This window comes from Actinomycetota bacterium, from assembly GCA_014360655.1.
Lineage (GTDB): Bacteria > Actinomycetota > Geothermincolia > Geothermincolales > RBG-13-55-18 > JACIXC01.
The window spans coordinates 139,581-166,365 of the sequence record JACIXC010000006.1 but is presented as its reverse complement, the minus strand read 5'-3'; the positions used below and the strand labels follow the sequence as shown (position 1 = coordinate 166,365).

The window sequence follows — 26,785 nt, the reverse complement described above, 5'->3', positions numbered from 1 at the left end:
GCTCAACGAGATCCTTTGCAGATGGAATTACGTGTACAATTACGTGAGACCACACCAGAGCCTGGGTTATCTCACCCCCATGGAGTTCCTGAAGGCGTGGATGGAGGAGAGCAAGGATAGGGATGATGTGTTCACCATGTAGTGAACCAGCACAGGGCTTTGAGGGCGGGAGCGTATTAGTCTATGCTTGAGGAAGCCCGGGCCTGACCGGAATGGCGTGGTAGGGGGAAGCGGGCAGGGTGAATGCCGTGGAGCGCATGGCCCGAAAGCGTCAGCCGATCGTGGAAAGGCGGGGGAGGAGGAAGAGAGGGTGCACGAGCTGGGAGTCACGGAGAGCATCGCGGGCATAGTGCTGCGCCACGCCGCCATGAACGGCGCCACGCGGGTGGTCAGGGTGAACATCAAGCTGGGTGAGCTGACCGGGATCGTCGATCACTACGTGAGCTTCTACTGGGACATGGTCACCAAGGACACTGTCGCGCAGGGCGCTGAGCTCAACTTCATCAAGGTGCCCACGGTGGCCCACTGCTCCCGCTGCGACGAGGATTTCCACATCCAGGAATTCGACCTCACCTGCCCGCGCTGCGGGGAAATCGCCTCCGACATCGTCTCGGGCAGGGAGTTCCTGGTGGAGTCCATAGAGATAGAATGAGAGCGAAGAGAAGGCGAGATCCGCAGGGAATCCATGGGAGAGATCTGGACAAGGGCGAGCCGTGGAGATATGCGGCAGGAAGGATGCGGGGAAGAGAAGGTGGTCAAGCTTTCCGGGAGGAGATCATGGACATCGAGGTGCTGGAGGGGATCTTCGACGCCAACGAGAAGATCGCCCGCGAGAACGAGGAGCTCTTCCGTCGCCACGGCGTGCTGGCCGTAAACCTCATGGCCTCGCCGGGAGCGGGAAAGACCTCCCTGGTCATCAGGACCCTCGAGCTGCTGGGCGGCAAGCTGCGCATCGGGGTCATCGAGGGGGACATAGCCTCCAGCGTCGACTCGGAGAAGGTGAAATCCCACGGGGTGCCGGTGGTGCAGATAAACACCGGCGGAGCCTGCCACCTCGACGCCATCATGATCCGGCAGGCGCTGGACCACCTCGACCTGGCGTCGCTCGACCTGGTGATCATCGAGAACGTGGGCAACCTGGTCTGCCCGGCGGAGTTCAAGCTGGGCGAGGGGCTGCGGGCCATGATCCTCTCCGTGGCCGAGGGCCACGACAAGCCCCTGAAATATCCCCTCATGTTCAGCGACTCCCAGGTGCTCCTGGTGAACAAGATCGACCTCCTGGGCCTGGGCGACTTCGACATGCAGGAGCTGCGCTCGACGGTTTCGAAGATGAACCCCGGCATGGTCGTCTTCGAGGTGAGCTGCCGCACCGGGGAGGGGCTGCAGGCCTGGGCGGACTGGCTCCTGGAGAGGGCGTCCGAGTTCGGGAAAGTGCGAGGTTGAAGCCGGGGTCAAGGTATCCCGTTCGATGCATCCCGTTCGATGCATCCCGTTCAAAACCATAGGAATATCGCCATGAGGAAAACGGCCAGCAGCAGGCGGTACACGGCGTAGGGCCTGAAGGTCCCTTTCTTTATGCGGGAGAGGAGGAAGCCCACCGCCAGGTAGCCGCTCACCGCCGCGGCCGCGCCCCCGGCGAGCACGGGCCACAACTGGTCGGCCGTCATGCCCCCGAGCGCCAGCTTCACGCCCTCGAAGGCGGCTGCGGCGCCGATGATGGGAACGGAGAGGAGGAAGGCGAAGTCGGCCGCGTCCTCCCGCCGCAACCCCGCCGCCCGGGCCACGGTCACCGAGGCCCCGGAGCGGGAGACGCCCGGCGCCAGGGCCAGGGCCTGGGCCAGCCCCACGGAAAGGGCCTCCCTCCAACCCATCTCCTCCAACCCCGCGGCCTCGGGAGCGAGCTCGTCCGACGCCCAGAGGGCCAGGCCGAAGGCGGCCAGCAGGCAGACCATCAAAAGGGGCATGCCCTCCATCATCTCCGAGGACTCGGAAAAGACCGCCCCCACGATTAAGCCGGGGAGGGTGGCCAGGAGGAGCATCCATCCCAGGCGCGCCTGCGGTTCGCCCTTCTCCGCACCCCGCAGTTCCCTCCAGCAGGCGCGCAGGATGGAGGCCAGGCGGCGCCGGTAGAACCAGGTCACGGCCACCCAGGTCCCCAGGTGCAGGGCGACCAGGAAGGAGAGTTCCGGTTCCCCCCAGCCGAAGATGTGGATGAGGAGGGCGAGGTGGGCGGAACTGGAGATGGGCCAGAACTCGGTGAAGCCCTGCACCACCCCCAACAGCAAAGCGGGCAAAATCCCCATCAGGACCCCCGCGAGCGCAGGTACTCCCCCCGCGCCGCCAGCATGGCCGCCACCCTGGCCGCGCGCTCGGGGTTGGTGTATATGCACAGCTCGTCCCGCGGCAGGTCGGCCATGTCCGCCGCCTCCATCTCCTTCTGGGGCATGCCCACTGTGACGATGGGCTTGCCGTGCTCACGCATGAGGTCGATCACCTTGCTCGCGAAGCGGTTGCTCCCCTCGCGCACGTACATGCGCTGCGCCCGCAGTATCTCCCTCTCCTCCTCGGGGCTCTCCTCGTCCTTTTCCGCCATGCCGAAGGCGGCGGCGGCGTTGATGGTGCCCAGCGAGATGACGAGGTCGAAGGAGGGGTGCGAGGCCAGGATCTCCAGGCAGCGTGCGTGATCGTCCAGGTTGACGATACCCACCATGTCCACCGGGTTTCCCTTGCTCCAGTAGGAGGGGAGGATGGAGGATAGCTCCTCCTTGACCTCGGGGGGAAGCGGAACCACCTCCAGGCCGCCGCGCTCGCAGAGGTCGGCCTCCACGACTCCCCAGCCCCCTCCCCAGGAGAGTATGGCCACGCGCCGCCCGCGGGGAACGGGCAGCTTCGCCAGGGCGTCCGAGAAATCCAGCATCTCCTCCGTCGTCTCCGCCTGGATCATACCGGCCTGCCTTATCATGCCCCGGTTGACCTCGTGTGAACCGGCCATGGCCGCGCTGTGGGACGCTGCGGCCTTCCTGCCCGCCTCCGTCCCCCCGGACTTGTAGATGACGATGGGCTTGCGCAGGCTCACCTCCCTGGCCAGCTCGAGGATGCGGCGCGGGCGCTTGAAGCCCTCCACGTAAAGCAGGATGACCTTGGTCTCCTCGTCCGCCGCGAAGTACGCGAGGTAATCGGCGAACTCGAGGTCGCACTCGTTCCCCACGCAGACGAAACGGGAGAAGCCGATGCCGCGGTAGGAGCCCCATCCCAGCATCTGCGTGCCCAGGTTCCCGCTCTGGGCGGCGAAGGCGATGTGCCCGGGGCGGGGCCTCACGGGGGGCATGAGCGCGCTGAGGCACCACGGCGCGGAGTAGATGCCCATGGTGTTCGGCCCCACCAGCCTCACGCCGCGCGCGCGCGCCGCCTCCACCAGCTCCTCCTCCAGCCTCCTGCCCTCCGGCGAGGACTCGCTGAAGCCGCCGGAGATGACGATGGCAGCCTTCACCCGCGCGCGGGCGCAATCGTCCATGACCTTCGCCACCTCCTCCGCGGGGATGGTGATCATGGCCAGGTCGACGGGTTCCCCTATCTCCACAAGGCTGCGGTGTACGTCCCTGCCGTGGATGCTCCCTCCCCGCGGGTTGACCAGGAAGAGGTCTCCCCGGTAACCGTTCCTGAGTATGTTTGAGGGCACTATGTGTCCCCACTTGGCCGGGTTGGCCGAAGCCCCCACGACCGCCATGCGGCGGGGGTTGAACAGGGCGTGTACCGCGTCGTCGGAATTCATGCCCACCTTCTTCTCCCTTCGCTCGTGGCTTCGCTCGTGGCGATGCGGATTCCCGCGATATACGGCCTTATCTCTTTTCCGGGGGTGTCGCCGTGGGAGCCCCCAGCAGGTCCTGGACGCGCGACGCCAGCTCCCTCCCCTCCCTGATAAGGGCGTCTATGCCGGAACCCACGCCGGACAGGAAGCTTGCCACCTCGCCCTGCAGCTGCCGCGCCGTTTCCGCCATCGCGGCATACTGCTCCCGCAACTGCGACAGCCTCGCGTGCTCTTCGGGGGGCGGCGCCTGCTGCACGCCGATTATCGCATCCCTGAGGGCGTTGAAAAGTCCCCTTGTCCTCTCAAGGTAGGAGAGCAAGCCCTCGGGGGGGCGCCATCCTTCCAGGTCCGCCAGGTACATGTCGATGGTGCGGCGGTCCTCCTCCCCCGCCGCCTTGATCTCCTCGGGGGCGGCGGCCTCCGGCAGCGAGGGGAGGGCCAGGTTCTGCACGTCGGCCAGCATGGGCAGCACCGCCTGGAAGAAGCCCAGGGAATCGACGGTTTTGCCGATCTTCTCCTCCCCCTCCCGGTAGAAGTTCAGGAGATCGGCGTGCAGTTCCTCCGCCTCCGGCAGCGGCTGCAGGGAGTCTGCCTCCCGGTATGCCAGCGCGAAGATCCCCCGCGCCTCGTCGAAGAGCCCCCGCAGCTCCTCCAGGTGGTAATACTCGTCCCTGGGAATGCCGCTAAGAGATTCCAGCACGTAGCTCAGGTCCCAGGCCACCCCGTCGTGTATCTCGGAGATGCGCCCGAGGTAATCCACCGCCTGCGCCGTCCCACCGTTCCCACATCCGGGGACCATGAGCATGAGGGCGAGGACGGCCGGGACCAGCACCGCCACCATGGACCTGCGCATAAGTGCAACTCTCCTTTCCGGAAGGGTCGTCGTTCCCCATTATAAACGATGGGTTCGCGGGGTCCACGCCGCGGGCGGAGGCCATGGGCTCCCAACGTTGGCATACAATTTATATAATAATGTTCATCGGTTCTTGCGTCCGGTGTTAAAATATCACCTGTGGCCCTGAAGACACGGGGGAAGGACGGAAGTTGCACAGGCGCGAATCTCTGCAGCGAGGGAACGGCGGTGAGGCCGCCAGCAAATCCTTCAAGGTGCGCATCAGCAAGGGCTTCATAGACGCCTCTTACGGAGACGGCTTCCTCGTCGAGGTCTGGGATTTCCGCACGCAACGGCTGGTCTACGGGGAGAGGTTCAAGGAGCTGGACAAGGCGCGCCGGCGCCAGAGGGAGATAAAGAACGACCTGGACAGCATGAGCCTCGACCGTTTCCGGCAAGCCTACCTCTCACGTCAACCGCGCTGACGACCCGGGGTCGGGTATCCCGCGCACGAAGTCCTTGCTCAACGTTCAGCGGACACGCCTGCGAACTCGCGTTGTTCTCCTACGCGCCGCCCTTCCCGTCCTTCCCGGTGTAGAGCGAGAGTATCCTCTCCACCCTGCGGCGGAGGCCCTCCCGCAACTCCCGCGGCTCGAGCACCTCCACCCCGGGACCCCAGCTCAGGAGCTCCCTCTCCAGCCACGAGAGCTTGTCCGTCTTCAGGGAGCACACGAGAAACGGGCCCTCCTCCTCGACCCCATCGAAGATGGGCTGCTCGCGCGCCCAGCCGGCGAGGGCCGGCGCGAAGCGCAGGCGCACGGTGATACCTCCCTCCTTTACCGCACCGTACGGCCCCCCGGACTCCTCCTCCTTCTCCGGGGGCCGGAACGTCTCGCCGCTGAAGGTGAGCTCCTTGATGCGGTCCACGCGGAAGACCCTGGCCTCGCCGCTGGGTTCGTCCCAGGCGCGCAGGTACCAGTGGCCCATGCCGAACTCGAGGGAAAGCGGGCTCACCCTGCGGCGCGTGAGCTCGTCCCTGCCGTAGGAATAATATTCCATGTCCACGACCAGGCTCTCCTCGCATGCCCGCGCGAGGCTTGAGAGTATCTCCCCTTCCGCGGCGTGGGAGGCAAGCTCCAGGCTCTGCTCGACCTCCTCGGGGGACAGCTCCTCCATGCCCAGGGCAACCCGGATCTTCTCCATCACCGAGCTGAGTCCCGGGGAAGCCGGCGCTCCCGCCAGCCTGGCCAGGGCGCTGCAGGCCAGGTAGAGCCCGGAGAGTTCCGCCGGCGTGAAGCGCAGGGGGCGGGAGAAATAGTCCGCCATGCCGATGTAGACCCGGTCCCCGTCGATGACCACGTCGATGAGGTCGGCGGGGCTGTAGTCCGGCTGGCCGCAGAGGAAGATGAGGTTGAGGTCGTCGACGAGCTGCGCGCGGCTTACCCCGAAGACCTCGCAGAGCTCGTCGAAGGTCGCCCCCTGGTGCTTGAGCACGTAGGGGATGAGGGAGAGCAGGCGCCGCAACCTCGCCGCATCAGCCACCCTCTTCACCTCCCACCGTGCTCATGATCTCCAGGAGGCGTTCCTTCACCTTGCGACGCAGTTCCGGCGGCGAGAGGACCTCGGCATCCTCGGCGAAGGAGAGGACCCAGTTACAGAAGGCCTCCTCGTTGCGCACCGTGACCCGCAGCTTCCCGCCTCCCCCCTTGAGGGAACGGAAAGGGTAGATGTCCCCGAGGTCCCTTTCCACCAGCCAGGCGATGCGCGGCGAGAAGCGCACCTCGGCGCGGTACTGCGTGCCCTCCTCGAACTCCCAGGGAAGGATGCGGGCATGCTCCCGCAGGCGGAAATCCTTCGGGCGCTCGAAGTCCGGACCCCCATCCGCAGCGGTGGTCGTCTCCACCTCCGACTCGATGCGGGAAACCCGGAAGGAGCGGACCTCGCCCCGCAGGTGGCAGTAGCCGACGACGTACCAGGCTCCCCGGTCGAAATAGAGCCCGTAGGGATCGATGCTCCTCTCCTGGGAGCGGGAAGATCCCAGGGAGCGATAGGTGAAACGCACCGTGCGGCGCTTGACCGAGGCCTCCCACAATTTGGTAAGGGCCTCGAGGGACTCCGCAGGATGCACGAAGCGCAGGGGGGCGTATCCCGTCCTGTCCGTTCTCCCGACGTCGCCGAGGTCGGGGCTCAGCTTGAGAAGAGCGGAGCCGGCCTCCCGCGAAAGGGGGATCATGCCCCCCGAGGCGAGCCGGTTCACCAGGAGGAGGGCCACCTTCTCCTCCGGGGTGAAATCGATCTCGGGAAGGTAATACTCCTCCTTCGCTATGCGGTATCCCATCTCCTCGCCGAAGGGGTCCACGGGTTCCACGCGGATGGGCACTCCCATCTCGCGCAGCTCGCTCTTGTCCCTCTCGAACATGCGCTTGAAGGAGGCGACGCTCGCCTGCTGGTAGCCGGGGATGCTGTTCCTTATGCGCTCCAGGGTGACGGGGCGCCTGGCCTCGAGCAGCATGGCGATGAGGTCTATCAGCCTCTCCGCCTTGTTCACCTTCCATCCCTCCCGCGGCGGATCTCCCCGCGACCCGGCCGGCCCGACCGCGCGCGCCGCGCGCTGTCACTGGCGGGTGATAGCATGCAACGGGTGGCGGCAGGAACGGATGTACGAGAGGACACCGTAGGGACGCACGAGGAGCGGATGATGAAGATGAAAGGAACGCGCACGACGTTGCTGGTGGCCGGTTTGCTCCTGGCGAGCGCCAGCGAGAGCGCGGGGGCGCTGGGCCTGGTGATGGCCTTATTGTGCATGGCAGCCTTCGCACTTCTCCTCGTCCTTTCCCTGGTCGGACGGGAAGAAAGGGACGCCGCCGAGGCCGGGTTACCGCTCACCGCCTTCCCTCACCCCCTTGACTCTCCCGGGGAGAGGGCGGGCGCAGCGGAAAGAGGGCTTTGCACGATGCCTCCAGGCTGGATGTCCACCGAAAGACCCCTTGCCGCACCCGTGCCACGGCGAAGCTGCCGTGCCCCCTGAACATGGCTATCGCGTATTCCCGGGGTGGCGGAGGCAGCCTCCAGGCCATCCCGTCGCAACCTGCGGGTGGGTCGGTCCTCGTTACCGGATAGTCGCAGTGCCCGCAACGCGCAGGCGCTTGGCCGCAGCCTGCGGGCAGGTCGGCACTCGTTACCGGTAAGGCCTTGAAACGGAAGAAAGAGAGCTGTTCCGGCATCCCCGCTTCCTTCCCTTTCCCGCGACATCTTCCTGACCCAAACCAAAACGCCCATCGGCCCCATACCATTTAGATAATAGCACCAACCGTCTTCGGGGAGCGCGCTCACGGCGATGCGGGAAAATGCGGCCGGGCGACAGGCGCCCCGCCGTGCCCGCAAAGAGGGGGCACGCACAGGTGTAACGAGCCGCTTCCGTTTCTGGTATCATGGAGCGGAAAAAGTAGGTTCACGGTGCACGATGGGGGGGGTTAAGCGCATGTCCGGTAAGAAGAGCGGCAAGGCCGGGAAGAAGGGACGCCTCGACTCCGCCAGGAGGTTCCTGCAGGTCGCCTGCATTTCTTCCCTGCCTTTACTGCCCCGCCTCGCGGCATGGCAGGCACGCGTGCGGGGCGAGCGCAGGGGCTATCGCATGGAGCAGTTCAAGCTCGTCGCGAGGGACGGCACCAGGCTTTCCGCGGCCCTCTACGTGCCCCACGGCACAGGCCCCTTCCCTGCCCTGATCATGGTGCATTCCTGGGTGCTTTCGCGCTGGCAGTGCCACCTCTACGCGCCCCATTTCGCCTCGTCCGGATACGTGGTGCTGGCATACGACTGCCGGGGGTGGGGATCGTCGGGCGGAGAAGTTCTCTGCGCCGACCCGGACCACGAGATCAACGACCTCGAGGACGCCATCGACTGGCTCACGAGGGAGAGCGGCCTTCCGCTGCTGGAAGGGGCGCTGGGCGTCACCGGGATCTCCTACGGCGGCGGCCATTCCTTCCTCATCGCCGAGAGGGACCCGCGCGTGCGCACGGTGGTCCCCATGGCGGGCTGGACGGACCTGGACAGGAGCCTCGCCCCGCAGGGTTCCCTCAAGATGTTCTGGGGCACCTTTCTCGTGACCACCGCCACCTGGGCCACCAGGCTCAACCCGCGCAACCCCCTCTACCGCTGGACCCTGTACCTCCTGACGGGGCGCGGCGACCGCGAGGCCTACCGGGAGGACATGCGCCGCCGCTCCTGCCTGCACCGGGTCGAGGAATACCGCAAGCCCATGCTCATCTGCTGCTCCTGGAACGACGACCTCTTCGAGCCCAACCAGATACTGGAATTCTACCGGCGTCTTGACGCCCCCAAGATGCTCTACATATCCAACGGGATACACGCCATCGACCCCGGCGTCGGTCCCCGCTGGGCGGGGAAGGATATATGGGAGCTCACCAGGCGCTGGTTCGACTACTGGCTCAAGGGCGAGGACAACGGGGTGCTCGCGGAGCCGCCGGTTCGCCTCTACCGGCCCTGGAAGGGCGTCATGGAAAGCGAGCCCTCCTGGCCTCCACCCGGCGTCGAAAACCATGTCCTTCACCTGGGGAGGGACGGCGGGGAATTGAAGCTCACCTCCCAGCCCCGTGGCAGGCGCGAGGAGGTGGTCCTGCGCACCAGGCTGCTCAACCCCGTCAACTCCGGGCCCTCCATCCTGCGTCCCCAGGCCTTCAAGCTGCGCTTCCCCGGCCCACGCAGGGAGGCGGGTGACGGCTTTTTCTCCTTCTCCACCTCCCCCACCAGGAAGGACTTCGAGCTGCTGGGCGTCCCGAGGCTGTCCCTCGCGGTGAAGCCCCTGCGGGAGAGGGCGCAGGTGAACGCCTTCCTGTATGACGTGCCTCCGGACGGAGGCCTGCCCGTCCTCATCACCTACGGGACCTGCACCCTGGAGGGCGCCGCGCCCGAAAGGGAGGTCTCCGTCACGCTGGAGATGGTGGCCGTGGACTACCTGCTGCGGCAGGGCCATCGCTTCCGCCTCACCCTCAGCGGGAGCAACCTCGCCTTTGCCCTGCCCGTATTCGGCGGAGGGGTGCGCGTATGCTTCGGGGACGGGATAAGCAGCCTTGAGCTGCCCCTGCGGGAGGCGAAGGCGTGACGGGAGCCCGCGGCAGTAACTGGAAATTGCTGCCGGTTGCCTCGAGCATCCTCGTGCTCTGCCTTCAACTCTGCCTGCTCCTGCTGCCCCCGCAGCCCTGCTCCGCCTCCGGGGACGGCTTCTGCGGCGAGGCCCGCGCCGGCGCCGCCACCGACTGGTACTTCGCGGAAGGCTACACGGGCCCCGGGTTCCAGGAATGGCTCTGTGTCTTCAACCCGGAGGAGGCCTGGTCCTCCCTGGACCTGAAAGTGCTCTACAACGACGGTCCGCCGCGCACCGTCTCCTTCTCCCTCGCGCCCCGTTCCCGCACCACCCTGAACGTGAACCAGGTGGCGGGAGAGGGCCGGGAGGTGTCCCTGCACCTGCACTGCGGCCTGCCCGTGGTGGCCGAACGCCCCATGTACTTCAGCTATCGCGGCAGGTGGACGGGGTGCACCGTGGGGGGCGGCACGGAATACCTCGGCGCTTCCTGGTTCTTCGCCGAGGGCTGCACGCGCCCGGGTTTCGAGGAATGGGTCCTCCTGGCCAACCCGGGGGAGACGGAAATCCCGGCATCGCTCTTCTTCGCACTGGAGGACGGGCGGGTCGTCACCTGCCCGGTGACCCTTCCGCCCGGCGCACGACGCACGGTGCTGGTCAACGCGGTGACCGGAAGCGGCCACGACGTCGCCACGCGCGTGGAGGCGGGAGGGCCCATCTGCTGCGAGAGGGTGATGTACTTCAACTACCACGACGCCTGGCCGGGAGGGCATGCCGCCGGGGGGCTCGCGCAGCCGCGCCGGGATTTCCTCTTCGCCGAGGGTTACACGGGGCCGGGGTTCGAGGAATGGCTCAGCCTCTACCTTCCCGGCGATGGTGACCCGGACGGGACCGACGCCACCGTGAGCTGCCTTTTCGAGGGCGGCGAGGAGCGGTCCTTCCGTTTCCACCTCGAACCCCACCGCCGCCACACCATCAGCATAAACGCGCTGGTGGGAAGCGGCCGCAACGTCTCCCTCGCCGTGAGCGCGCCCGACCCCTTCCTGGCCGAACGCCCCATGTACTTCGATTACCGCGGCATCTGCCGGGGCGGCCACGTCTCCCTGGGCGTGGAATCCGCGGGCACGCGCTGGCTGCTGGCGGAGGGGACAACCCGCCCCGGTTTCCACGAGTACCTCTGCCTGCTCAACCCCGGATACGTGCAGGCGCCGGTGGAGGTCGATTACATCCTCGGCTGGGACGAGACGATCGCGAAGCAATACGTCGTACCCGCGCGTTCCCGCTTCACCATCGACGTCTTCCGCGAGGTACCCCGGGGCCGGGACGTCTCCATCGAGGTGAGGTCGCCCCTGCCCGTGGTCGCGGAGCGGCCCCTCTACTTCCCCGGCGCCGGCTTCGAGGCCGCCAACGCCATGCGGCACATACGGGACCTGAGCATCGGGATAGGCCCCCGCGTGGAGGGAACGGCGGGAGAGGCAACCGCCGCCGCGTACATCGCCTCCGTCCTCCAGGGATACGGTTACCAGCCCGCGGTGCAGGAGGTGCCGCTACCCAACGGCGCGGTCAGCCGCAACGTCGTGGCCACCCTGGAGGCCGCCGTTCCCGGCCCGTCCACCCCCATCCTGGTCATCGGCGCCCATTACGACACCAAGGGCGGGACCGGCAGCCCGGGGGCCAACGACAACGCCTCGGGGACCGCGGTGGTGCTCGAGCTCGCCCGCTGCCTGGCGGAAGAAGGTGGGCTCCCCGGCCTGCAGGTCACCTTCGTCCTATTCGGCGGCGAGGAGCGCCTGGTGGACGGCACGGACCTCCACCACTTCGGGTCGCGCTACTACGTCGCCAACCTCTCTCCCGAGAGCAGGGCGCGCCTGCGCGGCGCGGTGATCGTGGACATGGTGGGCGTGGGCAGCCAGCTCTACGCCCGCACCATGGGGATAGGGCCCATGGACCTGTGCAACTCGCTCCTCTCCTATGCCGCCCGTACGGGGATCCGGCTCCCCTACCTGAAGAGCGGGAGCTACTCCGACCACGAGCCCTTCGAGACGGCCGGCCTTCCCGCCGTGTGGCTGGAAGTGAAGGACGACCCGTGGTACCACACCCCGCGCGACAGCTACGACAAGATCGACGCCGGCCACGTAGGCCTCACCGGGAGGCTCATCCAGGGCTTCGTCCTCTCCCTAGCCGGGGCACGCTGACGCCGGGCCCTCGCCGGCGTGCCTTCGCGGGCTTGTGATCACGCGGCCACGCGGTCTAAAATTGCACCGTCCAGGATGGTGCGGGGCTGCAAAGGTGTTGCGCATATGAGGGGCTTCTCTTTCCATGCGCTTCCCCCGTGTTACCTCCTGGATGCGGGAGCAAGCAGGGAGGGAGGAAGGAAATGGAAGGAGGATGGCATGAGCGTTCTTTACATTCCCAGGGATGACGGCACCTGCGAAAAGGTACCGGTGACGCCGGAGAACACCCGCCGCTACCTCGAGAGCATCCCGCTCTACCGCGACGACGACGATCCCTGTTTCTGGCCCCCGGAGAAGATCCGCGAGGCGCGGGACCGGCTTTTCCGGCGCCAGATGGAGTGGGTGTGGGACGGCCACGATTACTACAAGCGGGTCTTCCGGGAGATGGGCATCGAGCCGGGTGATATCCAATCACTGGATGACCTGGAAAAACTTCCCTTAACGCACAAGAAGGACTACATGGCCGAGCCCGATTCCTTCAAGCTCAAGCCCTCCAGCCCCAACCTCTACGACTGGATCTTCGACGTCACCTACACCACCGGCTCCACCACCGGTGTGCCCACCCCGTTCTGGAACACGGTGCACGACGCGCACGGTATATGGCAGATGATCTTCCGCGGCATAAAGCTGGGGGGCTTCCCGCCCTACGCGCGGGGCATAAACCTCTTCCCCCTGGGGCCCGTCCCCCACATCGGGTTCTTCCGCGCGCGGGACATCGGCATGATGGGCCTGGGGGCCCTTTCCATGTACGGGTGCACGGGCATGACCTACCCGGAATTCCCCGTGCACCGCTCCCTGGATTACGCCATCGACCTCATCGAGAAGGGCCGGGCCGAGGTTTGGCTGGGCATCGCCAGCTTCATCCGCCGCCTCATCATGCAGGCGGAGGAGGAGGGCCGGGATTTCTCCGCCACCAAGCACATCCAAGCCCTGGGGGAGGCCTGCCCCAGGGGGATGCGAGACGACATGCGGCGGCGGCTCATGAACATGGGCGCGGAGGACCCCTTCATCAGCAACTCCTACGGCTTCACCGAGATGCAGGGCGCCATGCCGGAATGCACCGACTTCAGCGGCTGCCACAACCCCGCCCCCGACCTCTACTTCTTCGAGATAGTGGACGGGGAGACCGGGAGGAGGCTCCCGGACGGGGAGCGGGGCTTGATCTGCATAACCCACCTCAACAGGCGCGGCACCGTCCTCCTGCGCTACGTCATAGGGGACCTGGGCGCCATGACCCACGAGACCTGCCCCCACTGCGGGCGCAACACGGAGAGGATAGTCGTCGCCGTGGGCAGCACCTACGCCACCCGCACCTCGGAGCTGGTGAACCTCAAGGGAACCCTCATCAACCCGGAGGTCCTGCGCGACAAGGTGGCCAACACGCCGGGGGTCAAGGAGTACCAGATCATCTTCACCAAGCGGGACCTCTCCGACCCTTACTCCCCGGACGAGCTGGTGGTGAAGATCGCCCCGGAGGAGGGGTGCGACAAGGCGCGGCTGGAGCAGGAGATCCAGGGCAGGCTTATCACGGCGGTGGAGATGCGGGCAAAGGTGGAATTCGTGCCCATGGAGGAGATCTACGACCCCGTCGTGGCCCTCAAGGCCTACCGCGTCCTGGACATGCGCCCCAAGGATTATTGAAATACCCGGTATATCCAGGGACCGGTTTCCCGGCCCGGGTCATCCCTTCTTCTCCCGGCGGTCCCCGATCACCCTGGCGGGCACCCCGGCCACGACGGCGAAGGGAGGGACGTCCTTGGTTACCACCGCGCCGGCGGCCACCACCGCCCCCGTCCCGATGGTCACCCCCTTGAGGATGACGGCGTGGGAACCTATCCAGCAGTCCTCCTCGATGACCACGGGCCCGTAGGTCCCCTGCTGGAAACGCATGGGCTCCCCGAGCTCCATGCCGTGGTCCGCGCAGTTGATGTTCACGTAGGGGCCCAGCATGGAATTGCGGCGGATGGTGCAGTCGTCGAAGGCGTTGATGATGTTGTAGGGGCCGATGGCCACGTTCTCCTCCAGCAGCAGCGTGGCGTCGTTGGCGGCGAAGAGGCGCGCCAGGGTGTCCAGGGAGCAGCGCTCGCCGATGACGATGCGCCCGCGGTCGTTTCCCCGGATCTGCACGGTGGAGGGGATGAAGGTCCCGTTCCCTATGCTGCAGGTGGACTCGCCGGCCAGGGCCACGTCGGGCCGGGCGGAGATCCAGACGTAGGGGCCGCACTGCACGCCACCACGCCGCAGCTGCCACTGGTGGAAACGCACCACCGGGTGCGCGAAGGCGAAGCGCAGGCGGTACCATGCCTCCCTGCCGCCGGCTCGCGTTCCCCCGGCGCTCACGGGATGACCTCCAGCTCGGCGGCCGTGTCCCCGTAACCGCCCATCCTCTCCCCCATGGACCAGTATTCCCGCTGGTTTAGCACGTAAGGCCTGAACCTCTCAACCCGGACGGTCCCCCTGTCGCCCTGGCACTCCCGGTCCAGGTGCACGGCCAGCACCTCACCCACGAAGAGGGTGTGCGAGCCGAGGGGCAGGGAGGCGCATACCCTGCACTCGAGGTTCAAGGGGCACTCGGCCACCAGGGGAGGGGCGATCTCCCGCGCGCGCTCCCGCGTCAACCCCGCCAGCGAGAACTTGTCCTGGTCGCGGCCCGAGACCATGCCGCAGAGGTCGACCGCATGCCAGAGATCCCGGGATGGGACGTTGACCGCGAACTCGCCGCTTGCCTGCAGGAGCCCGTGCGTGAAGCGGCTCTCCCGCACGGCCACCGCCACCTGCGGCGGCTCCATGCACACCACGTTCACCCAGGCGGCGGTCATCACGTTGTCCCTTCCCGCATGGGCGGTGGTGATGAGCACCACCGGCTTGGGCAGAAATAGCGTGGATGGTTCCTTAACAATTTTTTCCATGTCTCCTCCTTGGCCCGAAGGATTCCCCGCGGGCACGGCGCCCCCGGCCGCCGCGGCCCTCCCTCGCGTCCCCAGCCGCCACGCCGTCGCAGCTCGCGGCGGCCGCCCGTCCCGATCCTTCGCCTACTTCCTCCGCATATTATTCCACGGGCCCGTCCCCGGGGGCCCGCTTCCCCAACGCCGGACCCGAAAAACCTTCCCGGGGGAAGGCGGCCTCACGGTTCCCGTCCGCCCGCGCGCAGGCGCCGCTCGAAGGCGGCCAGCCTGTATCCCGCCCACAGCGCGTAGATGAGGTGGACCTTGAGGAGCTCCCTCTCCTCGAGCATGACCAGGCGCGGCCCGTAGGCGACCTCCCGCACCAGGGACTCGGCGAGGGCCTCCACACCCAGGGGCTCGTCGGCGAAGGGGGACGCGCTCACCGCCTCCTCCTCGTACATGAGGCGCAGCCTCTCCACCCCCTCTTCCACCGAGCCGGGACGCGCCGGATCGGTGAAGAGGACGCTCTCCGTCCCCTGCCCGTAAGCGGCGCGGGCGAGGATGTAACCCTCCATGAAGGTGGCGTCGATGACCTCCCCCACCTCCCGCAAGAGGCTCTGCGAGCCTACGCGCGGGAAGCAGTTGCGGAAGACGCGTTCCCGGAAGATGTCCAGCCACAGCAGCGCCATGGCCCTGGAGGCCAGGTCCAGGTCGCCGAAACGGATACGTCGCCGGTAATCCTCGAAACGTTCACGCAGGTTCATCGTCAGCCGTCGCACGCTCCCGCTCCCCGGCGCTCCCGCCTCACGCCGGCTCCAGCTCCACCACCCGGTCCGCGAAGGCGTCGTAGGTGTCGCCGCACGTGAAGATGACCACCTGGCCGCCGCGGGCGTATTCCCGCAGGAGCTCCATGGCGCGGCGCAGCCTCGCGCCGTCGAAGGTCACGAAGGGGTCGTCGAGGAGGAGGGGAGGGTTGCGGTCTCCGCAGATGACCTCCACCAGGGAGAGGCGCGCCGCGAGGTACAGCTGGTCCACCGTCCCGCGGCTCAGGGAAGAGGGGGAAGCGGGCCCTCCCTTCTCCTGCGACCAAACGGAGAGCTCCAGCGTATTACCATCCACCACCACCCTTTTGTACCTGCCGCCCGTGATGCGCCCCAGGTAATCCCCCGCCAGGCTCTCCAGGCGGCGGGCCGCCGAGGAGAGGGTGTCCGTCGCCGCCCTCTCCAACCAATCCAGGGCGAGTCGCAGCGCCTCCGCCCGGTGGGAGAGGCGCGCCCTCCTCTCCTCCAGCTCGGCGAGCTCCTCCTCCACCCGCAGCAGCTCCTCCTCCACCTCTTCGCCCGAGAGGACGACCTCGCAGCGCACCCGCTCCTCGCGCAGCCCGTCCAGCCTGCGGCGCAGGACCTCCTTCTCCCGCAAAACCTCCTGCAGACGGAGGGGGTCCACGACCTTGCCCTGCAGCTCCTTCAATCTCCTCTCCCGCATACCCACCTCAACCGCCAGGCGCCGTGCCCTCTCCTCCAACCCCGAGACCTCACCGTCCGGCACCAGCACCTCCAGCTTGTCGGCTATCTCCTTGCGCCTGGCCAGAAGCTCCAGGTATTCCATGCGGAGGGCCTCGAAAGCCTGCGGTGAATCGCAGCCCGCGCGCGAGGCCATGCGCCGCGCCTCCGCTTCCAGCTCACCCCTCCTCTCCTCCAGCGCCGCCACCTGGAGGCGGAGTTCCCTCACCCGGCTGCCCTCCCGCAGGAAGCCCAGGTAGCCGCCGGGCAGCAGGGCGAGGAGGAGGAGGGCGATCCCGGGCAGGGCCAGCAGGAGCAGGTAGGGGGAGAAGGCCACCCCCGCCACCCCCACGAGCACCGCGGTCATGCCCGCGACGAGCGACCACGGCGCCCAGGAGGCATGGCGGGTGTGGGCTCCCTCCAGTTTTTTCCTTATCGCCTCGTACTGCTCTGCGAGCCCCGCGCGCCGCAGCTCCAGCCCACCCAGCTCGCCCCGATCCTCCTCCAGCAGGGCCTTCACGCCGGCGTACCTGCTCCTCTCCAGCTCCGCCAGCTCCTCATCCTCCGCGATGAGCTCCGCCGCCGCGGCGAGCTGGCCGTAGCGACGGTGGAAATCCTCTATGTCCTCCTCGATCTCCAGCCGCTCCTGCGAGTCCCGCGCCAGGTTCTCCAGCACCTCCAGCCTTTCGCGCGCAGCCTCCTCCTCCGCCTCCAGCTCCGCCAGGCGCGTGCGGGCCGCGAGGCGCGCCTCCGCCGCCCGCGACAGCTCCTCGCCCCGCGCGCGCAACGCCTCCATCCTCTCCTCCACCTGCGCCAGCGGCCCCGGGTTCTTCGCCGCCGCTCCCCGCTTTCCCCGCAGGAGGTCGGCCAGTTCCCCGCGCAGCGAGTCGCGCGCCCGCAGGGCGCCTTTCCCTCCCTCCAGGCCGGAGACGGTCACCTGCAGGCTCTCACCGAGCTGCTTCCTGCCCTCCGCTATGAGCGCCACCTCGTCCTGGCGGATGCCGGCGGTGGCCCGGAAGGCGGCCTCGCTCCCCAGGCCGAGCCAGTCGCGTAGGCGCTCCTCGATGCGCGCGGGATCGGACGTTTCCCCGTCCTCCCAGGAGAGGGTGGCCTTGCGCGCGGAGAAATCCTTGACCAGGCGGAAGCGGCCGTCCCCCGCTCTCCCCTCGATCTCCAGGCGGAAGCCGTCCTCCTCTCCCCAGGTGACGCTCTCCCTGACCTCGCGCCGGGTGGAATCCGCCTTCCAGAAAAGCGCGGCGAGCACGGCCTGCAACAGGGTGGACTTGCCGGACTCGTTGGGCCCCTTGACCACGTTGATCCCCTCTCCCAGGGAGAACGCGGCCTCCCGGAAGCGGCGGAAGTTGCGCAGCGATATCCTCTCCACTCTCACGGCCGTCTTCCCGGCGCTCACGGGCCCGCCTCCTCTCCCGCCAGGTGGGCGAGCCCGAGGCGCAGGGCCTCCTCGGCCACCAGCAACTCCTCGCCCTCCCGCCGCGCCATCTCCTCGCGGGCGAGGCGCAGGAAGCGCCCCGTCACGGTGCTCTCGGGGAAGTCCTCCACCTCCCGCGCATCCAGGGACGCGGGGGCAACGCGCAGCCGGAAGCGGAAGAAGAGCGGCTCCAGCTCCTCTTCCATCTTCTCCCATGGAAAACCAACCCATTCCTCTCCCCACGACCTGCTCACCCTCACCTCGAGGGCGAGGTCGCCGTCCGCCATATCCCTGATACGCGCGTAAACCCCCTGCGGGCCGCCCGCCTCGCCGGCGTCGATGTCCACGCGCAGGAAGCGCCTGCGGCCGACGCTGATGGGTTTCACCCTGGGCCCTTTCCCCTCCTCGAGCTCCACCAGGAGAACCCTTCCCCTCTCGCCATCGCCGGCGCCCAGGGCCTCTGGCGGCCCGGGATAGTAGGCGGTCACGCTCCCACTGCTGTACTCGGCCAGGGAATGCCAGTGGCCCAGTGCCAGGTAATGGAGGCGCGAAGCGGCTATGCTCTCCCTCGTGACCATCATGCCGTCCTCCTCCACACGGCCCGGTATGCGCACGGACGCGTGCAGGACGCCCACCCTCCAGCGCGCCTCCTCGTCGGCGCGGAAAGCCGCCAGGGCGTCACCGCCTTCCCGGCGGGACGCCATGCCGTAGACGGCGAGGTCGAGTCCCTCTATGAAGAGGGGCTCCATCTCCTCCCCGCGAAAGACGTGCACGTGCGCCAGGGAGGGGAGGGGGCCCTTTTCGTAGGCGCAGCCGGGGAGCATGGGGTCATGGGTGCCGGGCACGATAACCGTCCATATGCCCTCCGCGTCCAGCCGTCCCAGCTGGTAGGCCACCTCGCTCAAGAGGCCCGCTCCCGGGTGAGGCTTGTCGAAGAGGTCGCCGGCGATGACTAGGAGGTCCACCTGGGAGGTCAGCGCCAGGTCGACCACGCGCGCGAAGGTGGCTTTCAGCTGCTCGCGCTGTTCCCTGCCGCGCCTGCCCAGGAAGCCGAAGGGCGACCCCAGGTGCACATCCGCGGTATGCAGAAAACGTAAGCCCGCCATCTCACCTCTCCCCCGCGGCCGGCAACGGCCGCTCCGGATCCCGCGAACTCACGGGTGCATGCAAGCCCTCCATGCTGTCCCTCCCGCCGCCGCGCACCGCTCGGTCAAGGGAACGAGCCCGCGCCCTGCTTACCGCGAACGATGCGCATCCTTCCCCACGACCGATTATAGAATACCGTACGCCGGGGTCACATCCTCGTCCGTCGCCCGCGGCACCGCCCCGTGCCGGCATATCCGCCGCCTCCCCGAAGATCGAAGATGTGACCCCCTGCTATAATCAAGCGCATGGACCCTTTCGTGTACGCGCTCCTGGCAGCGGCCGCCCTCCTCGTCCTCGCCGTGGCAGCCGTCTTCAACCGCATGATACGGCTGCGCAACAAGGTGGCGAGGGCGCTCCGTGACGTCGACGTGCAGCTGGACCTGCGCCACCGTCTCCTCCCCGAGCTCAACCGCGTCGCAGCGGGCTACGCCGCGCGCGAGAAGGAAGTCTTGGAGCGGGCGGCGCGCGCCCGCCAGGAAGCGGTCTCCGCCCGCGGAAGCGCCGAGCGCGGCCTGCGGGAGCTCGCCTTCGCCGAGGCCCTGCGCGAGGTCCGGCTCCTGGCGGAGAGGTACCCCGACCTCAAGGCGGACTCGTCCTTCGCGCGCCTGGCGGAGGAGACGGTGCGCGTGGAAGACCACCTGGCGGCCGCCCGCAAGTACTACAACGGGACGGTGCGCGCCTACAACACCTTCATCCAGAGCTTTCCGGCGAACCTCCTGGCGGCTCTCTTCCGTTTCTCCCCCGCCGCATACTTCCAGCTGGAGCTGGACGAGGACGCTCCGGCCTGAGGACGCGGCGCGCGGCTCCCGCCGCGTCCCGCGGCATAACATCACCGTCTCGAGGGAGATATCACGCCGTAGCGGAGAACGGCGTGCGCCCGTATCGCGGGTCCCCGTCGCCCCGGCCGCTTTCCATCAGTCCGCGACCTCCATGAGGCGTCGCAGGGTGCGGTCGATGAGCTCCACCACCCCGTACACGCCCTCCTTCTCCCGCGCGGGGAGCCTATCCGTGAGTCTTACCATCACCTCTGCGGCCCCGCCGATCATCTCCCCCACCTGCCTGCGCCCCCAGGGGGACAGGGTGACCGTCACCCTCCTGCGGTCCGCGGGATCGCGCGCGGCGTGCAGCCACCCCTTCCGCTCCAGGGCATGGAGCATGCGGCTCATGGTCGAGGGGTTGACGTGGATGAGGCGCGCCAGCTCCCCCTCCGTGAGGCTCCCGTACATGTAAACCGTCAGGAGCGCCGCGTACTGGGAATAATTTACATCGTGCTTCTCGAGCACGGAGGCGAATTCCGGGTAACAGGCGTGGATGAACTTGAAGACCGTCTCCACCAGGCGCACGAAAGCCGCGGCTCCGTGACGCGGCGCCGCGTCGCCGCGCGGCTTTTCCTTTTTCTCTCGCACCTTTTCCATCTTATGGACATCTTATGTCCCCGCGGGGAAGCAGGTCAAGGAAGGCGGCGGGAACGGTCCGCGCGGGGAGCGGTCCGCGCGGGGAGCCACCCGCGAAAAGGACCGGGGCTTCGGAAATTCCGCATGAAGCGTGGGCGGGTTTGACCTGCGGCGATGCCGGTGTTAGATTGTGGCAGTCGGTGATGACCGGGACGACGCGCGATTCCGGGGGTGACCATGCAGTCATCGCCACGCGGCGGCAACACGGGGCGGAAGGTGCGGCTGGTCCAGGAAAGGTCCCGAGAGACGCTGCGCCGCATCGTCAAGGCGGCGGAGGAGGTCTTCGCGCAGAAAGGCTACCGGGGGACCTCCGTCGCGGACATCATATCCCGCGCCGGCATAGGGCACGGCACCTTCTGGCTTTACTTCCGCAACAAGGACGATCTCCTGCGTCACCTGGTCCAGGACATGATCGGCGAGTTCGAGTCCTTCGCATGGTACCGCGAGGACGCCGTGGAAAAGACCGCCGTCGAAAGCGTTGAGGACGTGGAGTCCATAATCGGCGACGTGACGGGCGTCTTCGAGCGCCACTCCTCCATCTTCCCTCTTATACTGCAAGCGTCCCTCGAGAGCGGGGAGTTCCGAAGCACGCTGAACGAGTTGCTACAACCCTTCGTGAGGATCCTGGAAGGCAAGCTCAGGGAGCACCTCGAGAAGGGGCGCTGCCGCGACCTCGACCCCGAGATCACCGCCCTGATCATCTTGAACATGGTCGAGTTCGCCAACCTGCAGTGGCTGGTGCGAAGCATACCGTGCGACCGCGAAACCCTCGTGCGCAACCTCAGCGCGGTGATATTCCACACCCTGCGGCACGCCTGAAGAAGGCGCGGGGGTGCAGGCGGCGCAACACCCGGCCCGCCTTCGCAGGCGCTCCCCGCCGATGGCCTATAATAACCTCGGCGGTATCGCGGGGGAGCAGGGAAAGGAACCGATTCCCCGGGATGGACTTCCAGGGGCTGGGATATCTTGCCAGGAGGAGGGGAATTGAAAGTCGTCGTGGTGGGAGCGGGGGCCGCGGGACTGGCCGCCACCCGCGCCCTGCGCAAGGGCGGCGTGGAGGTGACCGCCCTGGAGCGGACGGACAGGGCGGGAGGGCGCCTGGCCGGTACCCGCCGGGACGGGTTCATACTGGACCAGGGGGCGCAGTTCTTCTTCCGCTACTTCGACACCTCCTTCCGCCTCTGCCGGGAACTGGGGCTGGCGGAGCAGGTGGTACCCTTCCCCTTCAAGGCGGGCACGTGGAGGGACGGCCGCCTGCATCCCCTGACCGTAGGGCTCGACCCGCGCGTGCTCTGGCGCGACCGCCGCGACCTGGCGCGCTTCCGCCTCCTCACCCCCCGGGGCGCCTGGCAGGCGGCGCGCGTCCTTTCCCTGGTCTTCCGTCGCAGGCGAGACCTCCACTTCGTGGACTTCCGGAACGCGCTGGACCTGGACGGCGAGACCCTGGCCGAGCTGGTTCTGCGGCGCGGCGGCGGCGAAGCGCTGGAGTTCTTCTTCCAGCCGCTGGCCTCCTGCCTTACCCTGGGAGAACCGGAGGACCTGGGCGCCGCCTACGGACTGGCCCTGGCCTGGTACGCGCTGCACGGTCTCTTCGCCCTGCGGGACGGCATGGGGACGCTTGCTGAAGCACTCCACGGGGAATGCCGGGAGAGCGTACTCCTCTCCACCCCGGCGCGCCGCATCGTCATCGAGGGAAAGGCGGTGAAGGGGGTGGAGACGGAGGGCGGCTTTCTCGATGCCGACGCGGTCATCTGCGCCACCACCGCCTCCCAGGCCCTTGCGCTCCTGCCCGACCTGCCCGACCGCATGAGGAGCGCGCTGGGCCGGGTGCGCTACAGCGCCTGCTGCCATGCCATGTTCGGCCTGCCGCGGCGGCTCCTCCCGGAGGGCTGGTACGCGGTAGCCCTGCCCCGGGCCACCCGTTCCCCCCTCTCCGGCTTCACCGACAACTCCGCCAAGTCCCCCCGCTACGCACCGCCGGGAGGGGGGATGGCGCACTGCTTCACCTACGGAAGGTACGCCCGCGAGCTGAACGAGGCGAGGGACGGTGAAGTACTCGCGCTCCTCCTTGGCGAGGTCAGGCGCTTCGCTCCCTCCCCGCCCGCGGACCCCGTCTTCGGAGAGATACGCCGCTGGGAGGAAGCGGTGTGCCTGGCGCCCCCGGGCATGCTGCGGGAGATGACGCGCCTCAAGGCCGAGATACGCGGCGAGATAAGGGGGCTGTACCTGGCCGGGGAGTACCTCTTCATGCCCTCGGTGGAGGGCGCGCTGCGCAGCGGCATTGATGCTGCCGAGGCGGCCATGCGCGCCTGAGATCATGCTTTCAGGGAAGCAAGGACCGAGGTCTACCTGGGGGTCGCCTTGGGGCGTCCGCCCGATGGCGCGCCGGTCAACGCCAGGAACGCCGGGGCGGCGTCAAGTTTCCTCCCCGCTTTCGCGCCCGCCTTCCTCCCCGTGCCGCACGCGGCACGCGCCGGAAAGTCAGGTTGGGACACCGAGCCGCGGCAGCACCACCAGGCCCAGTATGAGCCAGGCCGCCACTATCCCCGCCAGGATCATCCATTCCATTTCTTCGACCGCACCCCTTTAACCGCGACCTTCACACGCGGCTCGATTTTTCCGCCTGCCGCGTACAGGCACCGTCCAGCCTGTCCCTTTCCCCACGGTCCTCACGGGACCCTCACCAGGGGCTTCAGGTGGAGCGGGTGCCGCATTCCCCGGAACGGACATTCACGTCCGTGTTCCCCGCTCCTCCCAGGCCTATGACCGAGAAGAGCTTGCGCACCGCGTCCGACCCGCATCTTCCGCAGCGGGGGAGTTCCCTTTCCGCGTCCTCCGCGCGGCGGAAAAAGGCGTCGAAGCGGTTGCCGCACTCCGTGCAACGGTACTCGAAAATGGGCATCCTTTACCTCCTTCTCCTCTCCTTGCATTCTACCGCCGCGCGCCACGCCGGCCATGACCCAGGTCAACCCGATTTCACGAGCCCATCTACGGGGTCGCCTTTGCCGCCATCGACCCCGCAGCAGGAGCCGCGTTCCGCATCACGCAAGAGATACCCGACGCGTCCCCTCCTCCTGAGCGGCAAGGGGCCCTTCGACAATCGCCTGATCTTTGGACCCCCCATCCTCTGCGACACGTCGGCGGAGCGCAAGGCCGAGGTGCAGCGCGTCATGGGCGAGGTGGTGGCCGCGGAGGAGAGGTTCATCCGGGAGGCACCGGGGCAGTTGATGAGCTGGTTCGGGTTGTGGTCCTGGTGGGAGCAGGCGCAGGAGGTCCTGCGAAAAACGGGGTAGCACGCATAGTCGTCCCGTTTGCCGGATTGCTTCGGTTGGCGGCGTCCGTGGAAGGCACCCTCGTTTAGTGTTACCATTTAATCGTTCCCGCCCGGGCAAGCCGCTACCGGCCGCCTCGCTCGCCGCGGCGGAAGGGGATCGCCCGGGAACCGCCGGGCACGCGGTCCGGTCAGATATATGTAAGACGTACAAGGATGTAAGACACACGAGACGGCGGGGGGCCGAGATGCACAGGCTGACATTGTGGTACGCCAACCTGAGCCGGGGGGCGAAGGCCGGCCTCTGGGCGGGCATGGGAGTCCTGGCGGCCATGATCGTCATCGCCATCGCCTGGATGACGCTCACGCCGGACAAGGTGATGGTGAGATACGGAACCATCGTGCGTGACCCCATCGACAACTACGTCTGGGAGGACAACACCCAGACGGCCTGGGTCGACCCCTCGGAGGCCGGCAATTACAAGGTGGAGTACGTGGACCGCTACAGCCCCGAGCACGAGGAACAGCTGAGGAAGGAGCAGGAGGAGCTGGCCGCGAAAGAGGAGGAGCTCGCCAAGTCCACCGGCATGCAGGCGCTGGAGACCGCCATCCCCTCCGAGACCTTCCAGGACCTGAACACGCTGCAGAAGAACATAGACGTCATGGGCCAGGATATCATCACCGGCATGGAGATGGCCAACGAGATATCCCGCACCAAGTCCACCCTGGTGAGCTACCGCAACCAGGTGGCGGGCATCGCGCTGGCCCCGGAGCTGGAGCCCATGCGCCAGCAGGTCCTGCAGATCTTCGACCTCTACATCAAGGCCTGCGACCTCTACATGCAGGCCATCGCCACCGGAGACCTCGCCCTCGTGGACGAGGCCAACGCCCTGATAAAGCAGGCCGGCGAGGCCATCCAGGCCCTCATGCCCTCCAAGTGAGAGCCGCTTCCGGCGAGGTTGCGGCGAGGATTGACTTAAACGGGCCCGTCATGCCAACCTTAAGCATCGCAAAGGTGCCGCACAGGGGAAGAACCCGGACACGAAAGGAGAGGCTGGATGAGCGAGCAAGCCGGCAATGAAGGGCAGGAAAGACCGCACATCATCTTCCGCATAATACAGGGTTCCATGATGGCGCTCTTCCACGCCACCCGCATCATGTTCCGCGTCTTCCCGCCGACCGTGATGTACGCGATCTTCCGGGGCATCGCGGCCGCCTTCCTCTTCGCGCGGCCCGGCATGCGCCGCAGGTTGGAGGCCAGGATCGCCGAGGCCCTCCCGGAAGTAAAGGACGTGCGGAGGATAAACGCCATCGCCCGCGGGGCCTGCGCCAGCGCCTTCATCCCCATGCTCGACGTCTTCACGCTGGGCAGGGAGGGTGAGCGCTACATGCGGGGGCTGCGCGTGGAGGGGGAGGAGAACCTCGACCGCGCCGCCGCCCTGGGCAAGGGGGTCATCCTGGTGGGCGCCCACCTGGGACCCGTGGCCATAGCCCATGCCATCATGGCACGCAGGGGAAGGCCCTACACCCCCATCACCTATAACCCGGCCGACACCCCGGTGCCGCGTTACGTGGAAGCCCTGCAGTATTACGCCGGGCTCCTCGGCTGCGACCCCGAGGAGCCGGCGTTCCTGGCAGGCAAGGACATCATCCCCCGCGTGATAGAGCACCTTAAAAAGGGCAAGTGGATCGGGCTCACCTGCGACGTTCCCGGCACCGGCATTGCGCAGCTCTTCGGGAAGCCGGCCGCCCTCGCCAGCGGCTGGGCGCACTTCTCCTACGACACCGGGGCGCCCGTGGTGCCCCTCGCCATACTGCGCGGCAAGGACCCCTGCGACAACCTGCTGATCTTCCGCCCTCCCGTCTTCAGCGACGGCGCGGCGGAACGCAAGGACGAGGTGCAACGCATCCTGCAGGAAACCGTTACCGCGGTGGAAGGGCTCATCCGCATGGCCCCCGAGCAGTGGATGGGATGGTTCGCCCTGCAGAGCTGGCGGGACAAGGCACAGGAGATCCTGGGGAAGGCCGCCTCCCGGTAGCGTCGACGACACGGGCGACCCTTTCCCGCCATGGTAGGGGCCCGTTACGGGTGGTGGAAACCGCGCCTGAAAGGAGTTGACGATGGACGAGGGAAAAGGGGAGGAGAGGAAGGAGCGGCCGAACGTCATCCTGCGCGCCCTGGACGGCTTCCTGCTGGCCGTTTTCCGCACCACCCTGTTCCTCTTCAGGTTCCTGCCTGCTTCCTTCATGTACGCGCTCTTCCGGGGCCTGGGAGCCGCCGTCTACTACGCGCGCCCGGGCATGCGCCGGCGCCTGAAGGCCAGGATATCGGAGGCCCTTCCCGAGATAAGCGACGAGAAGAGGCTGGAAGCCATCGCGCGCGGGGCGTGCGCCACCATGTTCATGCCCATGCTGGACATGTGCAAGCTGGGCAGGAACGGCGAGCGATACATGCGGGGACTGCGCGTGGAGGGGGAGGAGAACCTCGACCGCGCGGCCGCACTGGGCAAGGGGGTCATCTTCGTCGGCGCCCACCTGGGCGAGATAGCCACCGCCCACGCCGTCATGGCCCGCAGGGGGAGACCCTACACCACCTTCACCTACAATCCCGCGGATACCACGGTACCCCGTTACCTGGAGGCCATGATATTTTTCGGGGGACTACTCGGCTGCGACCCCGAGGAGCCGGTGTTCCTGGTCGACAAGGACGTCATACCCCGGGTAAGGGAGCACCTGGCCAAGGGGAAGTGGGTGGGGATCGCCTTCGACGTCCCCGGAAGCAGCGTGGTGCAGCTCTTCGGGAAGCCGGCCGCCGTGGGCAGCGGGTGGGCGCATTTCTCCTACGACTCCGGGGCCCCCATCGTCCCCATGGCCCTGCTGCGCGGAAAGGACCCCTATGCCAGCCTGCTCATCTTCGGACCTCCCATCTTCAGCGACAGGACGGCGGAGCGCAGGGCCGAGGTGCAGCGCATCATGAACGAGGCGGTCGCGGAGGTGGAGAGGTTCATCCGCATGGCGCCGGAACAGTGGATGGGATGGTTCCCGCTCCAGTCGTGGCGGGAGCAGGCGCAACGGATCCTTGCGGGCGGAGGGTAGGCGCCGCGCCCCGCGGGGCGCGGCAAA

General features: G+C 67.4%; 27 protein-coding genes. 15 read left to right on the top strand and 12 right to left on the bottom strand.

Going from position 1 to position 26,785, the window contains the following annotated elements:
- The 3 genes from H5T73_06340 to hypB form a co-directional block, all read left to right on the top strand.
- The coding region (locus tag H5T73_06340; GenBank protein ID MBC7247380.1) for a transposase at positions 1-142 on the top strand (142 nt) is incomplete at its 5' end.
- A 168-nt stretch (positions 143-310) separates the two neighbouring features.
- Entirely contained in the window at positions 311-652 is a 342-nt protein-coding gene (gene hypA, locus H5T73_06335; protein ID MBC7247379.1) for a hydrogenase maturation nickel metallochaperone HypA, read from the top strand.
- 125 nt (positions 653-777) lie between these two features.
- Positions 778-1,443 carry a hydrogenase nickel incorporation protein HypB gene (hypB, locus tag H5T73_06330; protein MBC7247378.1) on the top strand — a complete coding sequence of 222 codons (666 nt, stop codon included), beginning with the start codon at positions 778-780 and terminating at the stop codon, positions 1,441-1,443.
- Positions 1,444-1,493: 50 nt separating this feature from the next.
- On the opposite strand, the gene H5T73_06325 is transcribed toward hypB, so the two are convergent.
- The 3 genes from H5T73_06325 to H5T73_06315 all read right to left on the bottom strand — a co-directional run bounded on the left by H5T73_06325 (position 1,494) and on the right by H5T73_06315 (position 4,661).
- Positions 1,494-2,303, bottom strand: a complete 810-nt coding sequence (locus H5T73_06325; GenBank protein ID MBC7247377.1) for a UDP-diphosphatase — start codon at positions 2,301-2,303, stop codon at positions 1,494-1,496.
- Positions 2,303-3,772: a CoA-binding protein gene (locus H5T73_06320; protein ID MBC7247376.1), complete on the bottom strand. Its 1,470-nt coding sequence runs from the start codon at positions 3,770-3,772 to the stop codon at positions 2,303-2,305. Before H5T73_06320 ends, H5T73_06325 begins: the two co-directional genes overlap by 1 nt.
- 67 nt (positions 3,773-3,839) lie before the next feature.
- The gene (locus H5T73_06315) at positions 3,840-4,661 is read right to left on the bottom strand and encodes a hypothetical protein (protein ID MBC7247375.1); all 822 of its coding nucleotides are present in this window, start codon (positions 4,659-4,661) and stop codon (positions 3,840-3,842) included.
- A 191-nt stretch (positions 4,662-4,852) separates the two neighbouring features.
- On the opposite strand from H5T73_06315, the gene H5T73_06310 reads away from it, so the two are divergent.
- Positions 4,853-5,125, top strand: coding sequence for a hypothetical protein (locus tag H5T73_06310; GenBank protein MBC7247374.1), 273 nt, complete (start codon positions 4,853-4,855; stop codon positions 5,123-5,125).
- 79 nt (positions 5,126-5,204) lie between these two features.
- On the opposite strand, the gene H5T73_06305 is transcribed toward H5T73_06310, so the two are convergent.
- Together H5T73_06305 and H5T73_06300 are read right to left on the bottom strand one after the other, a co-directional pair.
- The gene (locus H5T73_06305; GenBank protein ID MBC7247373.1) at positions 5,205-6,182 is read right to left on the bottom strand and encodes a WYL domain-containing protein; all 978 of its coding nucleotides are present in this window, start codon (positions 6,180-6,182) and stop codon (positions 5,205-5,207) included.
- Entirely contained in the window at positions 6,175-7,188 is a 1,014-nt protein-coding gene (locus tag H5T73_06300) for a YafY family transcriptional regulator (GenBank protein ID MBC7247372.1), read from the bottom strand. The genes H5T73_06305 and H5T73_06300 overlap by 8 nt, the downstream gene beginning before the upstream one ends.
- 147 nt (positions 7,189-7,335) lie before the next feature.
- On the opposite strand from H5T73_06300, the gene H5T73_06295 reads away from it, so the two are divergent.
- From H5T73_06295 to H5T73_06280, 4 genes are all read left to right on the top strand, one after another.
- The gene (locus H5T73_06295; GenBank protein MBC7247371.1) at positions 7,336-7,668 is read left to right on the top strand and encodes a hypothetical protein; all 333 of its coding nucleotides are present in this window, start codon (positions 7,336-7,338) and stop codon (positions 7,666-7,668) included.
- 453 nt (positions 7,669-8,121) lie between these two features.
- Complete coding sequence (locus tag H5T73_06290; protein MBC7247370.1) at positions 8,122-9,762, top strand: CocE/NonD family hydrolase; 1,641 nt, start codon at positions 8,122-8,124, stop codon at positions 9,760-9,762.
- Positions 9,759-11,936, top strand: a complete 2,178-nt coding sequence (locus tag H5T73_06285; protein MBC7247369.1) for a M28 family peptidase — start codon at positions 9,759-9,761, stop codon at positions 11,934-11,936. The genes H5T73_06290 and H5T73_06285 overlap by 4 nt, the downstream gene beginning before the upstream one ends.
- Positions 11,937-12,134: 198 nt before the next feature.
- Positions 12,135-13,616 carry a phenylacetate--CoA ligase family protein gene (locus H5T73_06280; GenBank protein MBC7247368.1) on the top strand — a complete coding sequence of 494 codons (1,482 nt, stop codon included), beginning with the start codon at positions 12,135-12,137 and terminating at the stop codon, positions 13,614-13,616.
- 39 nt (positions 13,617-13,655) lie between these two features.
- On the opposite strand, the gene H5T73_06275 is transcribed toward H5T73_06280, so the two are convergent.
- The 5 genes from H5T73_06275 to H5T73_06255 all read right to left on the bottom strand — a co-directional run bounded on the left by H5T73_06275 (position 13,656) and on the right by H5T73_06255 (position 18,897).
- Positions 13,656-13,925, bottom strand: coding sequence for a hypothetical protein (locus H5T73_06275; GenBank protein MBC7247367.1), 270 nt, complete (start codon positions 13,923-13,925; stop codon positions 13,656-13,658).
- A gap of 386 nt (positions 13,926-14,311) precedes the next feature.
- Entirely contained in the window at positions 14,312-14,884 is a 573-nt protein-coding gene (locus H5T73_06270) for a flavin reductase family protein (protein ID MBC7247366.1), read from the bottom strand.
- A 215-nt stretch (positions 14,885-15,099) separates the two neighbouring features.
- On the bottom strand, positions 15,100-15,639 hold the full coding sequence (locus H5T73_06265; GenBank protein MBC7247365.1) for a hypothetical protein: 540 nt from the start codon (positions 15,637-15,639) through the stop codon (positions 15,100-15,102).
- 25 nt (positions 15,640-15,664) lie between these two features.
- A complete protein-coding gene (locus H5T73_06260; GenBank protein MBC7247364.1) occupies positions 15,665-17,773 on the bottom strand; it encodes an AAA family ATPase in 2,109 nt (702 codons plus the stop codon).
- Entirely contained in the window at positions 17,770-18,897 is a 1,128-nt protein-coding gene (locus H5T73_06255) for a DNA repair exonuclease (protein MBC7247363.1), read from the bottom strand. The genes H5T73_06260 and H5T73_06255 overlap by 4 nt, the downstream gene beginning before the upstream one ends.
- A gap of 285 nt (positions 18,898-19,182) precedes the next feature.
- Here H5T73_06255 and H5T73_06250 point away from each other — a divergent pair, with 285 nt between their 5' ends.
- Positions 19,183-19,725, top strand: a complete 543-nt coding sequence (locus H5T73_06250; GenBank protein MBC7247362.1) for a LemA family protein — start codon at positions 19,183-19,185, stop codon at positions 19,723-19,725.
- A 126-nt stretch (positions 19,726-19,851) separates the two neighbouring features.
- Here H5T73_06250 and H5T73_06245 read toward each other — a convergent pair whose 3' ends face one another.
- Positions 19,852-20,352 (bottom strand): MarR family transcriptional regulator, encoded by a 501-nt coding sequence (locus H5T73_06245; GenBank protein ID MBC7247361.1) that lies wholly within the window; start codon positions 20,350-20,352, stop codon positions 19,852-19,854.
- A gap of 216 nt (positions 20,353-20,568) precedes the next feature.
- Between H5T73_06245 and H5T73_06240 the strand changes: the two genes are divergently transcribed.
- Both H5T73_06240 and H5T73_06235 read left to right on the top strand, forming a co-directional pair.
- The gene (locus H5T73_06240; protein ID MBC7247360.1) at positions 20,569-21,210 is read left to right on the top strand and encodes a TetR/AcrR family transcriptional regulator; all 642 of its coding nucleotides are present in this window, start codon (positions 20,569-20,571) and stop codon (positions 21,208-21,210) included.
- Positions 21,211-21,375: 165 nt separating this feature from the next.
- Positions 21,376-22,704: an FAD-dependent oxidoreductase gene (locus H5T73_06235; GenBank protein MBC7247359.1), complete on the top strand. Its 1,329-nt coding sequence runs from the start codon at positions 21,376-21,378 to the stop codon at positions 22,702-22,704.
- A 379-nt stretch (positions 22,705-23,083) separates the two neighbouring features.
- Here H5T73_06235 and H5T73_06230 read toward each other — a convergent pair whose 3' ends face one another.
- Complete coding sequence (locus H5T73_06230) at positions 23,084-23,293, bottom strand: zinc ribbon domain-containing protein (GenBank protein MBC7247358.1); 210 nt, start codon at positions 23,291-23,293, stop codon at positions 23,084-23,086.
- Between the two features lie 100 nt (positions 23,294-23,393).
- Here H5T73_06230 and H5T73_06225 point away from each other — a divergent pair, with 100 nt between their 5' ends.
- The 4 genes from H5T73_06225 (at position 23,394) to H5T73_06210 (ending at position 26,758) form a co-directional block, all read left to right on the top strand.
- On the top strand, positions 23,394-23,684 hold the full coding sequence (locus H5T73_06225; protein ID MBC7247357.1) for a hypothetical protein: 291 nt from the start codon (positions 23,394-23,396) through the stop codon (positions 23,682-23,684).
- A gap of 226 nt (positions 23,685-23,910) precedes the next feature.
- A complete protein-coding gene (locus H5T73_06220; GenBank protein MBC7247356.1) occupies positions 23,911-24,603 on the top strand; it encodes a hypothetical protein in 693 nt (230 codons plus the stop codon).
- A 117-nt stretch (positions 24,604-24,720) separates the two neighbouring features.
- Positions 24,721-25,701, top strand: coding sequence for a hypothetical protein (locus tag H5T73_06215; GenBank protein ID MBC7247355.1), 981 nt, complete (start codon positions 24,721-24,723; stop codon positions 25,699-25,701).
- 82 nt (positions 25,702-25,783) lie between these two features.
- Positions 25,784-26,758, top strand: coding sequence for a hypothetical protein (locus tag H5T73_06210; protein MBC7247354.1), 975 nt, complete (start codon positions 25,784-25,786; stop codon positions 26,756-26,758).
- Positions 26,759-26,785: the final 27 nt, after the last annotated feature.

Coding starts and splice junctions, on each gene's coding strand:
- hypB (MBC7247378.1), top strand. CDS start 778: ATGGACATCGAGGTGCTGGAGGGGATCTTCGACGCCAACGAGAAGATC.
- H5T73_06325 (MBC7247377.1), bottom strand. CDS start 2,303: ATGGGGATTTTGCCCGCTTTGCTGTTGGGGGTGGTGCAGGGCTTCACC.
- H5T73_06320 (MBC7247376.1), bottom strand. CDS start 3,772: ATGAATTCCGACGACGCGGTACACGCCCTGTTCAACCCCCGCCGCATG.
- H5T73_06315 (MBC7247375.1), bottom strand. CDS start 4,661: ATGCGCAGGTCCATGGTGGCGGTGCTGGTCCCGGCCGTCCTCGCCCTC.
- H5T73_06295 (MBC7247371.1), top strand. CDS start 7,336: ATGATGAAGATGAAAGGAACGCGCACGACGTTGCTGGTGGCCGGTTTG.
- H5T73_06290 (MBC7247370.1), top strand. CDS start 8,122: ATGTCCGGTAAGAAGAGCGGCAAGGCCGGGAAGAAGGGACGCCTCGAC.
- H5T73_06280 (MBC7247368.1), top strand. CDS start 12,135: ATGAGCGTTCTTTACATTCCCAGGGATGACGGCACCTGCGAAAAGGTA.
- H5T73_06275 (MBC7247367.1), bottom strand. CDS start 13,925: ATGCTGGGCCCCTACGTGAACATCAACTGCGCGGACCACGGCATGGAG.
- H5T73_06270 (MBC7247366.1), bottom strand. CDS start 14,884: ATGGAAAAAATTGTTAAGGAACCATCCACGCTATTTCTGCCCAAGCCG.
- H5T73_06255 (MBC7247363.1), bottom strand. CDS start 18,897: ATGGCGGGCTTACGTTTTCTGCATACCGCGGATGTGCACCTGGGGTCG.
- H5T73_06250 (MBC7247362.1), top strand. CDS start 19,183: ATGGACCCTTTCGTGTACGCGCTCCTGGCAGCGGCCGCCCTCCTCGTC.
- H5T73_06245 (MBC7247361.1), bottom strand. CDS start 20,352: ATGGAAAAGGTGCGAGAGAAAAAGGAAAAGCCGCGCGGCGACGCGGCG.
- H5T73_06240 (MBC7247360.1), top strand. CDS start 20,569: ATGCAGTCATCGCCACGCGGCGGCAACACGGGGCGGAAGGTGCGGCTG.
- H5T73_06230 (MBC7247358.1), bottom strand. CDS start 23,293: ATGCCCATTTTCGAGTACCGTTGCACGGAGTGCGGCAACCGCTTCGAC.
- H5T73_06220 (MBC7247356.1), top strand. CDS start 23,911: ATGCACAGGCTGACATTGTGGTACGCCAACCTGAGCCGGGGGGCGAAG.
- H5T73_06215 (MBC7247355.1), top strand. CDS start 24,721: ATGAGCGAGCAAGCCGGCAATGAAGGGCAGGAAAGACCGCACATCATC.
- H5T73_06210 (MBC7247354.1), top strand. CDS start 25,784: ATGGACGAGGGAAAAGGGGAGGAGAGGAAGGAGCGGCCGAACGTCATC.